At 63.9% G+C, this 12,322-nt stretch carries 14 protein-coding genes; all 14 read left to right on the forward strand.

Annotation, left to right across the window (positions count from 1 at the left end):
• Positions 1-26 precede the first annotated feature (26 nt).
• The 14 genes from JQ632_RS00345 (at position 27) to dhaK (ending at position 12,266) form a co-directional block, all read left to right on the forward strand.
• A complete protein-coding gene (locus JQ632_RS00345; protein ID WP_212400233.1) occupies positions 27-662 on the forward strand; it encodes a response regulator transcription factor in 636 nt (211 codons plus the stop codon).
• A 41-nt stretch (positions 663-703) separates the two neighbouring features.
• Positions 704-1,630, forward strand: a complete 927-nt coding sequence (locus JQ632_RS00350; protein WP_212400234.1) for a cation diffusion facilitator family transporter — start codon at positions 704-706, stop codon at positions 1,628-1,630.
• Between the two features lie 473 nt (positions 1,631-2,103).
• Entirely contained in the window at positions 2,104-3,462 is a 1,359-nt protein-coding gene (locus JQ632_RS00355) for an ABC transporter substrate-binding protein (RefSeq protein WP_212400235.1), read from the forward strand.
• Between the two features lie 119 nt (positions 3,463-3,581).
• A complete protein-coding gene (locus JQ632_RS00360) occupies positions 3,582-4,505 on the forward strand; it encodes a carbohydrate ABC transporter permease (RefSeq protein ID WP_249151174.1) in 924 nt (307 codons plus the stop codon).
• Positions 4,502-5,464, forward strand: coding sequence for a carbohydrate ABC transporter permease (locus JQ632_RS00365; RefSeq protein WP_212400237.1), 963 nt, complete (start codon positions 4,502-4,504; stop codon positions 5,462-5,464). Before JQ632_RS00360 ends, JQ632_RS00365 begins: the two co-directional genes overlap by 4 nt.
• Positions 5,461-5,658 (forward strand): hypothetical protein, encoded by a 198-nt coding sequence (locus tag JQ632_RS00370; protein ID WP_212400238.1) that lies wholly within the window; start codon positions 5,461-5,463, stop codon positions 5,656-5,658. Before JQ632_RS00365 ends, JQ632_RS00370 begins: the two co-directional genes overlap by 4 nt.
• A gap of 10 nt (positions 5,659-5,668) precedes the next feature.
• The gene (locus tag JQ632_RS00375) at positions 5,669-6,766 is read left to right on the forward strand and encodes an ABC transporter ATP-binding protein (protein WP_212400239.1); all 1,098 of its coding nucleotides are present in this window, start codon (positions 5,669-5,671) and stop codon (positions 6,764-6,766) included.
• Positions 6,759-7,784, forward strand: coding sequence for an ABC transporter ATP-binding protein (locus JQ632_RS00380; RefSeq protein WP_212400240.1), 1,026 nt, complete (start codon positions 6,759-6,761; stop codon positions 7,782-7,784). The genes JQ632_RS00375 and JQ632_RS00380 overlap by 8 nt, the downstream gene beginning before the upstream one ends.
• Before the next feature lie 14 nt (positions 7,785-7,798).
• Complete coding sequence (gene dhaL / locus JQ632_RS00385) at positions 7,799-8,422, forward strand: dihydroxyacetone kinase subunit DhaL (protein ID WP_212400241.1); 624 nt, start codon at positions 7,799-7,801, stop codon at positions 8,420-8,422.
• Complete coding sequence (gene dhaM, locus JQ632_RS00390; RefSeq protein WP_212400242.1) at positions 8,419-8,811, forward strand: dihydroxyacetone kinase phosphoryl donor subunit DhaM; 393 nt, start codon at positions 8,419-8,421, stop codon at positions 8,809-8,811. Before dhaL ends, dhaM begins: the two co-directional genes overlap by 4 nt.
• 31 nt (positions 8,812-8,842) lie before the next feature.
• Positions 8,843-9,145: an HPr family phosphocarrier protein gene (locus JQ632_RS00395; protein WP_249151175.1), complete on the forward strand. Its 303-nt coding sequence runs from the start codon at positions 8,843-8,845 to the stop codon at positions 9,143-9,145.
• A 1-nt stretch (position 9,146) separates the two neighbouring features.
• Complete coding sequence (ptsP, locus tag JQ632_RS00400; RefSeq protein ID WP_212400244.1) at positions 9,147-10,766, forward strand: phosphoenolpyruvate--protein phosphotransferase; 1,620 nt, start codon at positions 9,147-9,149, stop codon at positions 10,764-10,766.
• The gene (locus JQ632_RS00405) at positions 10,759-11,181 is read left to right on the forward strand and encodes a hypothetical protein (protein WP_409363458.1); all 423 of its coding nucleotides are present in this window, start codon (positions 10,759-10,761) and stop codon (positions 11,179-11,181) included. The genes ptsP and JQ632_RS00405 overlap by 8 nt, the downstream gene beginning before the upstream one ends.
• Before the next feature lie 101 nt (positions 11,182-11,282).
• Complete coding sequence (dhaK, locus tag JQ632_RS00410) at positions 11,283-12,266, forward strand: dihydroxyacetone kinase subunit DhaK (RefSeq protein ID WP_212400245.1); 984 nt, start codon at positions 11,283-11,285, stop codon at positions 12,264-12,266.
• The last annotated feature ends 56 nt before the right edge of the window (positions 12,267-12,322 follow it).

Consider the following 12,322-nt stretch of genomic DNA (forward strand, 5'->3'; position numbering starts at 1 on the left):
CGGTGCCGGCATACGGGAACGACGCCGTGAAACGCATCGTGATTGCGGATGATCATGAAATCGTGCGTTCCGGGCTTCGCGCGATCGTTGAAGCGCGCTCCAACTGGATCGTATGCGGAGAAGCGACCAATGGTGAGCAGGCGGTGGCGTTGACCGTGGAAACCAGACCGGACGTCGTGATCGTCGACTATTCCATGCCCATCATGAACGGATTGGAGGTCAGTCGCCGCCTCAGGGCGCTCCATGTGCGCACTGAAGTACTGATCCTGACAATGCACGAAAGCGAGGAGTTGCTGACGGAAGCCATTCTGGCGGGCGTCCGTGGCTTCTTGTTCAAGTCGGATGCCCGGAAGCACCTTATTTCCGCGATCGAAGCCTTGCTCGACGGCAGGCCGTACTTCACCAGCGTCTTGCTTGAGAAGCTTCTCCACGACTACCAGGTCAACAAGCAGAACAAATCGGACATGGTTCTGACGTCACGCGAGCAGAGCGTGGTTCAGCTTATTGCGGAGGGACATACCAACCGGTCGATAAGCACCGTCTTGAAACTGAGCGTGAAGACCGTCGAGACCCACCGCGCGTCGGCCATGCGCAAGCTCAGGATGTCGTCGACGGCAGAGCTGGTCCGCTATGCCATCCGCAAGAGATTGGTTGCGCCCTGAGGGGCGCGTGTGACGGTGCCTGGCGAAGAAGAGGCAGGGCGTTGAAAACGGAACAAGGCGTCCTCCGCATCTCCATTGCTGCCGCGATCTTGTTGGCCGCTGTCGGCATCCTGTTCGGCCTGCTGTCGGGCTCCTTCGTGATCGTGTTTGACGGCGTTTACGGTCTGACAGATGCGACCATGACGATCGTCGCCTTGTTCGTTTCAAACCTGATCGTATCGTCAACGGCGAGCGGTCCCGCCAAGAGTAAACTGGTCCAGCACTTCACCATGGGCTTCTGGCACCTGGAACCGATGGTCCTCGGCCTGAACGGCATTCTGCTGACAGGTGCCGCAATCTACGGCCTCATCAACGCGGTCGGCAGCATCATGGCAGGCGGGCGGCCGCTCGCGTTTGATCATGCCGTCATCTATGCAGTGGTGACGTTGGGCATTGCGGGCGCCATGACCATGTTCAGCCGCGCAGCGAACCGGACGCTCAAGTCGGAGTTCGTCGCACTCGATGCCCAGTCATGGCTGATGTCGGCGGCCGTTAGCGCCGCTCTGCTCATAGCCTTCGTCTTCGGCTTCTCGATCCAGGGATCAAGCCTCGAATGGCTGTCGCCCTATATCGACCCGGTGGCGTTGGCGCTGGTGTGTCTGGTGATCATCCCAATCCCGGCCAAAACGATCAAGCAGGCGCTGGCTGATATCCTGTTGGTCACGCCGTCCGATCTCAAGCAGCATGTGGACGAGGTCGCGAACGAGATCGTGCGGCGCCATGGCTTCCTGTCGTACCGGGCTTATGTGGCCCGGGTCGGCCGCGGCAGGCAGATCGAGCTCTATTTCATCGTGCCGACGGACTGGCCACCATGCAGGCTGCAGGATTGGGACCGCATTCGCGACGAGACCGGTGAAGCGATCGGCGACGATAGTCCCGATCGTTGGCTCACCATCGCCTTCACGACAGATCCCGAATGGGCCGATTGAACCGCCGAGGAGGTTGCTCGCGCCCTCGATCGCTGTGTTGTTGGCCGTTCAGTAAATATGTTTGCTAAACATGCCTGCCGCGGCCGACCGTCTGGCTCCTCGGTCATCCGGCTGCGCTGGATTGCTCCCGCCGAACAGATCGGCGATCACGAAGGCTGACAAGAATCGCGTATTTTGCTGCATTGCGGTCGCCCTGGCGTGCGCGCGCGAACGTCGCAGATCTTTTCGCAGGGCTCGCAAGAAACCGGCTTGACGGCCTCAGAAATTTAGTAATACGTTTAGTTCTACAAAAAACTAAACATCACGCATCGAGCCGATGTGTGGGAGGAGCCCAAGCCCTTCCGGACCCGTTTCCGGAGATGGTTCGTCTCGTTCCTCACTCATCGCTCCTCAAACTCGGTTTCAGGGTCTTGGCGTCGTTCCGGCAGGGAGCGCCGAGCGGGTTAGATGCTTCAACGAGAGAGGAAACAGATATGCGGACATCCAATTGGTTAAGAAGCTCGGCGGCAACCACGGTCCTCGGGGCGGCGCTGCTGGGGATATTTGGCGGAGGCCAAGCCGCGGCCCAGAGCAAGCAGCTCACGCTGTGCTGGGCGGCATGGGATCCGGCGAACGCGCTGGTCGAACTCGGCAAGGACTTCACCAAGCAATCCGGGATCGAGATGAAGTACGAGTTCGTCCCGTGGACGAGCTATGCCGATCGCTTCCTCAACGAGCTCAACTCCCACGGCAAGCTGTGCGACTTGATCATCGGCGACAGCCAGTGGATCGGCGGGGCCGCCGAGAACAAGTGGTACGTCAAGCTCAATGACTTCTTCGCCAAGGAGAAGATCTCGATGGACGATTTCGTCCCGGCGACGGTCGTCGGCTATTCGCAGTGGCCGAAAAACTCGCCGAACTACTGGGCGCTGCCGGCAATGGCCGATGCGGTGGGCTGGACCTATCGCAAGGACTGGTTCTCGCGGCCCGAGATCCAGTCGGCCTTCAAGGCCAAGTACGGCCGCGACCTGGCGCCGCCGAAAACCTATGACGAACTGAAGCAGATTGCGGAGTTCTTCCAGAGCCGCGAGATCGACGGCAAGAAGGTCTATGGCGCCTACATCTTCACCGAGCGCGGCTCGGAAGGGATCACCATGGGCGTGACCAACGTGCTCTACAATTACGGCTTCAGCTACGACAACCCGAAGAAGCCGTACCAGATGCAGGGCGTCGTCAATTCGGCCGACGCAGCCAAGGGGCTCGAGTTCTACAAGGAGCTCTACAAGTGCTGCACGGCGCCGGGCATGACCAACGCCTACATGCAGGAAGGGCTCGATGCCTTCAAGTCCGGCCAGGTGGCGATGCAGATGAACTGGTTCGCCTTCTTCCCTGGCCTCTACAAGGATCCCAATGTCGGCGGTGACAAGATTGGTTTCTTCGTCAATCCGGCCGGCCCGAACGGACACTTCACCCAGCTCGGCGGACAGGGCATCTCGGTGGTCGCGACCTCCGAGCGCAAGGACGACGCGCTCACCTACATCAAATGGTTCGCTCAGCCCGCCGTGCAGCAGAAGTGGTGGCAGCTCGGTGGCTACTCGGCCTTGAAGGCGGTGGTCGATGCACCCGACTTCCCGAAGAGCGCAGCGTTCGCTCCGCAATTCCTGGAGTCGATGGGTATCGTCAAGGACTTCTGGGCCGAGCCGTCCTACGCGCAGCTGCTGCTCGACATGCAGAAGCGCGTGCATGACTACGTCGTCGCCGACAAGGGCACGTCGCAGCAGGCGCTCGATCTCCTGGTCAAGGACTGGACCAAGGTCTTCAAGGAGCAGGGCAAGCAGGTCGCGTCACAATAGCGGCGCCTGCCTCACCCCAAACGGTCTCCCCGGAGGTGTGCTCCGGGGAGGCGGAATCCAGCCAGCCGATGGACAAGATGACCACCATCTCTCAACCCGATGATGCTACGATCGCAAGCATGAGCGAGCCCGCCAGATCTCGCGCCACGCGCCGCGTCCGCGGCTTGTCGGACCGTACCATCGCATGGCTGTTCGTGGCGCCGACGATCGCGTTGCTGCTGGCGATCAACATCTTCCCGCTGGTCTGGATGATCCGGCTGTCCTTCACCAGCCTCAACCTCAGCATGTCCTATCTGCCGCTGCGGTTCGTTGGAACAGACAATTTCACCGACATTCTCGGCGACGAGGACGTCTGGTTTCGGCTTCAGACCACGGCGCAATTCGTGATCTGGTCGGTTACGTTCCAGGTGATCATCGGGTTCGGCCTGGCGCTGCTGATCAACCGCCAGTTCCGCGGCCACAGCTTCTGGACCACGATCATCCTCTTGCCGATGATGCTGTCGCCGGCGGTGGTCGGCAATTTCTGGACGCTGCTGTTGCAGCCCCAGATCGGCCCTTTCAACTACCTGATCAGCCTGTTCACCGGCGTGGCGCCGAGCTCGTTCAGCATGACCGGGCAGGTCTCGCTCGCGCCCTGGACCATCGTGCTGGTCGATACCTGGATGTGGGCGCCCTACGTCATGCTGATCTGCCTCGCCGGGCTTCGCTCCATTCCCGACTACATCTATGAAGCGGCCGAAGTCGACCGCGCCTCGGCCTGGCGGCAATTCTGGTCGATCACGCTGCCGATGGCGGTGCCGTTCCTGATGCTTGCGGTGCTGTTCCGCGCGATCGAGAATTTCAAGATGTTCGACATGGTGAACCTCCTGACGTCGGGAGGGCCGGGATCGACCACCGAGCTGGTGTCGATCACGCTCAAGCGCGCGGCGTTCGAGAAATGGCGGACCGGCTACTCCTCCGCGCTCGCCATCATCCTGTTCGTGACTGTGTTCGGTGCCGCCAACATCTACGTCAAAGCGCTCAACAAGGTGAAGCAACGATGACCGCCGCTGTCGCCAGATCCACCGCCCACTCCATCGTCGAAGCCTCGCCGCGTTCAAAGGCCGTGGCCGGCGGTCTCGTCATCCTCTACGCCGTGATCACGATCCTGCCGCTGCTCTGGATCGTCGCCACCGCGTTCAAGTCGCAGAGCGACGCCATCGCCTATCCGCCCAAGGTGATCTTCGAGCCGACGCTCGAAGGTTACGTCAATTTGTTCACGGTGCGCACCCGCCAGACGCCGGACTTCATCGCAAAACTGCCGCCGCCGGAGACCTGGTACGACAAGCTCGTGCGCCAGCGCGACATGGTCATCGCCGGGCCGTCGAAGGTGGTGCCGCGTTTCGTCAACTCGTTGATCATCGGCTTCGGCTCGACGTTCCTCGCCGTCTTCCTCGGCACGCTCGCGGCCTATGCTTTCTCGCGCTTCCGCATTCCGTTGGCCGACGATCTCCTGTTCTTCATCCTTTCGACGCGCATGATGCCGCCGGTCGCGGTCGCGATCCCGATCTATCTGATGTACCGGCAGCTCAACCTGACCGACACCAGGCTCGGAATGATCCTGCTCTACACCGCAGTCAACGTCTCGCTCGCAGTCTGGCTGCTCAAGGGGTTCATCGACGAGATCCCGCGCGAGTATGAGGAGGCCGCTCTCGTCGACGGCTACACACGGCTCCAGGCCCTGCGCAAGGTGGTATTGCCGCAGGCTGTCACGGGAATTGCGGCGACCGCAATCTTCTGCCTGATCTTTTCGTGGAACGAATACGCCTTCGCGGTCCTGCTGACGAGCGGCGAGGCGCAGACCATGCCGCCCTTCATCCCCTTCATCATCGGCGAGGGCGGGCAGGACTGGCCGGCGGTGGCGGCTGCGACCACGCTGTTCGTCGTTCCGATCGTCCTGTTCACCGTGTTGTTGCGCAAGCACCTGTTGCGCGGCATCACCTTCGGAGCTGTGCGCAAATGAGCAGTCCTGCGCTTGCCAAGGGAATGTCGGGCTGGTTCCGACGCGGGCCGTGGGAGGCTGGTGCGATGACCCTGATCGGCGGCGGCATCATCATGCTGGTACAGCCCTGGTCGATCGATTTGTACAGCTATTCCTTCGTGACGATCCTGGCCGGCACGGTTGGTTACGTCATCGTGAGCCATTTTCCGGAATAGGGCGGCAGACATGGCACAGATCCGCGTCGAAAACCTGCGCAAGTCGTTCGATCAGTTCACCGCCGTGCAAGGCTCGAACTTCACCGTCGACGATGGCACCTTCTTTGCGATGCTGGGGCCCTCCGGCTGCGGCAAGACCACCACGCTGCGCATGATCGCCGGGCTCGAGCTGCCGACCGAAGGGAAGATCCTGCTCGACGGCGAGGACGTGACGTTCCGCCGCGCCGCCGCGCGCGACATCGCCTTCGTCTTCCAGCTCTTCGCGCTCTATCCGCACATGAACGTCGCCGACAATATCGGCTTCCCCCTGAAATGTCAGGGCATGGGCCGGACCGAGGTCCGGCAGCTCGTGCAGGAGACGGCGCGGCTGTTGCGGATCGAGCATCTGTTGTCGAGCAAGACGTCAAAACTCTCGGGCGGCGACCGGCAGCGCGTCGCGCTCGGACGCGCCATGGTACGGCGGCCAAAGGCCTTTCTGATGGACGAGCCGCTGGGCGCGCTCGATGCCGAGTTTCGTCACCTGATGTGCGGCGAGCTCCGCGACCTGCACGACCGCATCGGCGCCACCACGGTCTATGTCACGCACGATCAGCTCGAGGCGATGTCGATGGCGGATCAGATCGCGGTCATGAACAAGGGGCGCGTCGAGCAGATCGGCTCGCCGCAGGAGATCTATGACCGGCCCGCCAGCATGTTCGTCGCCGACTTCATCGGATCCCCGCCCATGAATTTTTTGCGCTTCGAGGGCGGTCTCAAATCCGGCGATCGTGCCATCAGCTTTCATGACGCCAGCATTGCGGTGCCGGAGATCCGCGAGGATCGCGCGCGTGCGCCGCTGGCGCTCGGGGTCCGCCCGGAGCATATCCGCTTCGCCGACGCGGCTGCCGTTCGCGGCGAGGTGTTCGGCGCGGAATATCTCGGCACCACGCAGATCGTCACCGTCGACACGGCGCATGGACGCCTTGCGGCGCGGCTGCCCTCCAGCGCGTCGGTGCGGATCGGCGAAAGGGTGGGGCTCGAATTCCGGTCCGAACGACTGGCGCTGTTCGATGTCGGCAGCGGGCTTGCGGTTCGGACCGCCAATGATGGGAGTGCGGGCCATGGCTGACGTCGCCTTACGCAACATCAGCAAGCGCTTTGGCGCGACGGAAGCCGTACGCGAGCTCTCGCTGACGGTCAATGACGGCGAGTTCTTGGTCCTGCTCGGGCCGAGCGGTGCCGGCAAGACCACGACGCTACGGCTGATCACCGGGCTGGAAAAGCCAGACGCCGGTTCGGTCATGATCGACGGCCGCGACGTGACGCAGGATCCGCCGGGATCGCGGGACATCGCCTTCGTGTTCCAGCAATACTCACTGTATCCGCACCTCACGGTCTACGACAATCTGGCGTTCCCGCTGCGCTCGCCCGCGCGGCGCGTGCCGGAGCCGATCATCCGCAAGCGCGTCGAGCAGACGGCGGAGCTGCTGCACATCGCGAGCAAGCTGAACAATCGTGCGACCCGCCTGTCCGGCGGTGAGATGCAGCGTGTCGCCATCGGCCGCGCGCTGGTCCGCGATCCCGCGATCTATCTGATGGACGAGCCGCTGTCGTCGCTCGATGCGAAGCTTCGCGCCGAGCTTCGTCTCGAGCTCAAGCGGATCCAGCTCGAGCTTGGCGCGACCATTCTCTACGTCACCCACGACCAGGTCGAGGCTATGACGATGGCCTCGCGGATCGGCGTGATCAGGGACGGCCGGCTCCTTCAGCTCGGCACGCCCAGGGAGATCTACGAAAGCCCGGCCGACAGCTACGTCGCCTCGCGTCTCGGTACGCCCCAGATCAACTTCCTGTCCGCGGGCCTGCTATCCGACGTGCCGGTGCCGCCGCGAACGGAGACGGTCGGCATCCGCACCGAGCACCTGCGCCTCGCTGCGCGCAACGGGGGAGGGATGGTCGGCCGCATCCACCGTGTCGAGCACCTCGGCGAGCAGAATCACGTTCACCTGGACTATAAGGGTAAGATGCTGGTGACGCTTGCGGATCCGCATCAGCCGCTGCAGGCCGGTCAGGAGGTCGAATTGCATCTTCAGAATCCGCTCTGTTTCGATCGCGCGGGGCAGCGCATCCCCGCGATGGTTCACTAAGAGGATCAAGCGCGATGTCGCTGCAACCCGAAACGTTCAAGTCACTGGTCAAGGTGGCCGCCGAGCAGGTCATCTCGTCCGCGCCGGAGCTCACGAGCCTGGATCAGGCGATCGGCGACGGCGACCACGGCATCAACATGAAGCGCGGTTTTGAAGCCGTGCTCGGCAAGCTCGATACGATCTCGGCGCAGCCACTCGACGAGGCGCTGATGATGATCGGCAAAACCCTGGTGATGACGGTCGGTGGTGCCTCCGGGCCGCTTTACGGCGGCTTCTTTCTGGCTGCGGGGGAGGCGCTCTCGCACGACAAGCATTTGCCTGACGACCTCGCCGATGTCTTCGGCAGCGGCGTCAACGCGGTGAGCGCACGCGGCCGGTCGCAGGCTGGCGAGAAGACGATGCTCGACGTGCTCGTTCCCGTGCTGGAGACGCTGAAGACGGCGGCCGGCCAGCCCGATCTGATCGAACGTGTCCGCACCACCGCGGCCGAGGCGGTCGAGCGCACCGCGCCGATGCAGGCCACCAAGGGCCGCGCGTCGTTTCTCGGACCGCGCAGCGTCGGACATGTCGATCCCGGCGCGCGATCGAGCTGCGTTCTCGTGCAGGCGGTCTGCGCGAGGTTGGAGGAACAGAAATGAATGACACTGTGGGCATCGTGATCGTCTCGCACTCGAAGGACATCGCCAAGGGCACCGCCGACATGGTGCGGCAGATGGTCGGCAACGAGGTCAAGGTGGCATTCTGCGGCGGCAATCCCGACGGCGGGCTGGGTACCAGCGTGCCGTCGATCATCGCCGCCATCAATGACGCCTGGTCCGCCAAGGGGGTGGCCATTCTCGTCGACCTCGGCGGTGCCGAGACCAACAGCGAGATGGCAGTCGAAATGCTGGAGCCTGTGCGGCGCGATCTCGTTGTCGTATGCAACGCGCCGATCGTCGAGGGCGCCGTGATGGCGGCGACCGAGGCGGCCGGCGGCAGCTCGCTGGCCCAGGTCAGGGCCGTGGCCGAGGAACTCTCTGCCGACTGACGCGTCGGCGAAGCGATGATGGATGATGAGCATGCTGGACAAGGCGGACGGACATATCTTCACCGGCAACGTGCGGCTGGTGCACGCGGTGGGCATGCATGCGCGGCCCGCGGTGAAGCTGACCAAGCTTGCAAAAAGGTTCCAGGCCCAGATTTCCGTCCGGGTCGCAGGCGCGCCCGAGTGGATCAATGCCAAGAGCGTCGCCAAGATCATGGCGATGCGCGCAGCGCACGGCAGCACGATCGAGATCAAGGCGTCGGGCAGTGACGCGGAAGCCGCCGTTGCCGCGCTGGTCAATTTGATCGCAACCGACTTTCCGGACGAGGCGTCATAGCATGCAGGGGAGCGCTGCAGGACTGGCGTACCGCGGCAGGACCGCCTCGATCGGTTTTGCCCATGGCCCTTTCGTCCGTGTCGATGTCGACACCAAGGACGCGCGGGTGGCCGGTACGCTGGTCGAAGAGGCGCTCGCCTTGCGCAACGCGATCGACGTGGCAAGCCGGCAGATCGCCGATCTCGCCGAGATGGCCGGAGGCGAAGCCGCGCAAATTCTCGAATTCCAGGTCGCGCTGTTGGATGACGAGGATTTCCTCGAAGCGATTTTTGCCGCGATCGGCGAGGGTGACGCTGCCGATGTCGCGTGGCGCTCAGCGCTCGACGGGCAGATCGCGGACTACGATTCGGCGGAGGACGAATATCTGAAGGCACGTTCCTCCGACCTCGCTGACCTGCGCGACCGCGTCATCAACATTTTGCGGGGCGGCGAGGGCCAGGCGCCCAAGATTCCGGGCGGCTCCGTAATCTGCGCCGACGATCTGCCGCCCTCGCGATTTCTGGAGATCGACTGGTCCGCCGGCGGCGGCCTGGCGCTGTTGCGCGGCAGCCCCACCAGCCATGTTGCGATGCTGGCGCGGGCCCGGGGCATTCCCATGGTCGTGCAGCTCGGCACAATTCCCGACGTCGGCGCTACCGCGCTGCTCGACGGCGAAGGCGCAACCCTCGAGCTTGATCCCAGCGCCGAGCAGCTTCGCCTGTTCGAAGCGCGGCGCGAAAGCCATCGCAAGAGCCGCGCGTCAGCGCGCGCGATCCTGCGGCGGCCGACGGCGTCGTGGCGCGGCGAGCGGATCAGGCTCTTGATCAATATCCAGAGCGTCGACGACCTCGCACATGCGGACGCTCAATATGCCGACGGCATCGGCCTGATGCGCACGGAATTCCTGCTGACCGACCGCGGCGGTCTCCCCGACGAGGAGGCGCAGTTCGGGGCATACGATGCGGTCTTGCGTTGGGCCGACCGGCGCCCGGTCACCATTCGCACATTCGACGCCGGCGGCGACAAGCCGGTGCCCGGCTTCACGATGGACGGCGAAGCTAATCCCTTCCTTGGCGTGCGCGGCCTGCGGCTGTGCCTGGCCCGGCCCGAGATCTTTGCCGTGCAGCTCCGCGCGCTGGCGCGGGCGGCCGTGCGGGGCAACCTCAAGGTCATGTTTCCCATGGTGACCTCGGCGGACGAGCTTGAGGCCGGACGGAAGCTGTTTGCCGATATTGTGCAGCGCTTGCAGGCCGAGGGCGTTGCCGCGATGCTCCCCGAGCTGGGAATCATGGTCGAAGTCCCCGCGGCGGCCCTGGCGGTTGCGACGTTCAAGGCCGCCTTCTTCTCGATCGGCTCGAACGACCTCGCGCAATATGTCCTTGCCTGCGATCGTTCCAACGGAGCTCTCGCGCCCTTGATGGATCCCCTACATCCGGCCGTGCTCGAATTGATCGCGCGCACCGCCGAGCACGGCCGCCGCGCCGCCGTCAGCGTCAGCCTGTGCGGCGACATGGCAAGCGACCCGCGCTGTCTTCCCGCCTTGCTGAACTGCGGCCTGCGAGAGCTGTCCGTGAACCCATCGGCGCTCGCGCAGATCAAGCAGACCATCGATCGTCTCAGCGGCGGAGGCGGCCTTGGCTGATACGGCGATGGACGAGCCGGCCGAAGCCGGCGCAGTTGCGGTCTACAAGCGCATCTTCAAGGAGGTGCTGGAGAGCCGCCCGTCGGGCATGCGGTTGCGCCTTGCGCATGCCATGGGCAAGAACCGCAGCTTCGTCAGCCAGATCAGCAATCCGGCCTATCCGGTGCCGATCCCCGTGCAGCATCTCAACACGATCTTCGACGTCTGCCACTTTCCGCCGCAGGCAAAATCCGCGTTTCTGCGCGCCTATGCGCGCGCGCATCCGCGCCGTATCGGCCGCTTGAGCGAAGGCGCGCATGAACGGACCCTGACGCTGCATCTGCCGGATCTCGGTGATGCGAAGCGGAATGACGAGCTCGATGCGCTGCTCCAGGAATTCGCCCGACGCCTCAGTGCGATCATGCGTGAGAAATAAAAGCGTTTTCGAGCGAAGTGGAAGCCGGTTCGCGTGAAGAAAACGCGTCAAAGCAAGAAAGCGCGGGCGAGCGAGACGAAGGGGGAAGCGGGGAGGAGACAATGAAGAAATTCATCAATTCAGTCGACAGCGTGCTCGCGGAGAGCCTGGATGGGCTTGCGGCCGCGCATGCGGATATTCTCGCGCTCGGCGAGGGGCGCAAATTCGTGCGGCGCCGCGAGCTGAACCCGAAAAAGGTCGCGCTGGTGTCGGGCGGCGGCAGCGGGCATGAGCCGCTGCATGCGGGCTTCGTCGGCCATGGCATGTTGGATGCGGCCTGTCCGGGACAGGTTTTCACCTCGCCGACGCCGGACCAGATCGTCGAGGCTGCCCAGGCGGTTGCAGGGGACGCCGGCGTGCTGTTCATCGTGAAGAACTATGCGGGTGACCGCATGAATTTCGAGATGGCGGCCGAGATCGCCGAGGGCCGCACCACCACGATCGTGACGGATGATGACGTCGCGGTCGAAAACTCGACCCACAGCATCGGGCGCCGCGGCGTGGCCGGCACCTTGATCGTCGAGAAGATCGTCGGCGCCGCCGCCGAGAAGGGCGCTGACCTTGAGGCCTGCGTCGCGCTCGGCGCGCGCGTCAATGCGCGGACGCGCTCGATGGGCGTGGCGCTGACGAGCTGCACCGTCCCCGCCGCTGGTACCCCCACCTTCAAGCTCGGTGAGGACGAGATGGAGATGGGCGTCGGCATTCACGGCGAGCCCGGCCGCCGCCGCGTCAAGCTGGAGCAGGCCGATGCGATCGCCCACGAGATGATCGCTGCCATCGCCGGCGATCTCGACGCACGCGCCGGCACCGAGGCCCTCCTGCTCGTCAACGGCTTTGGCGGCACGCCCACGATCGAGCTCTATCTGATGTACAACGCGGCGCGCCAACTGCTCGAGAAGCGCGGCCTGCGCATCGCCCGCTCGCTGGTCGGTAGTTTCGTCACCTCGCTGGACATGGCGGGGTGCTCGCTCACCGTAAGCCTGCTCGATAGCGAGACCGCGGCGCTCTGGGACCATCCCGTGCGCACGGCCGCGTTGAAATGGTGATCGCGGCTGCGAACGGCCGCTGAATTTATCGCGCCCCGGCGGACGATCGGCCGGGG

The organism is Bradyrhizobium liaoningense, from assembly GCF_018130955.1.
Taxonomy (GTDB): Bacteria; Pseudomonadota; Alphaproteobacteria; order Rhizobiales; family Xanthobacteraceae; genus Bradyrhizobium; species Bradyrhizobium liaoningense_C.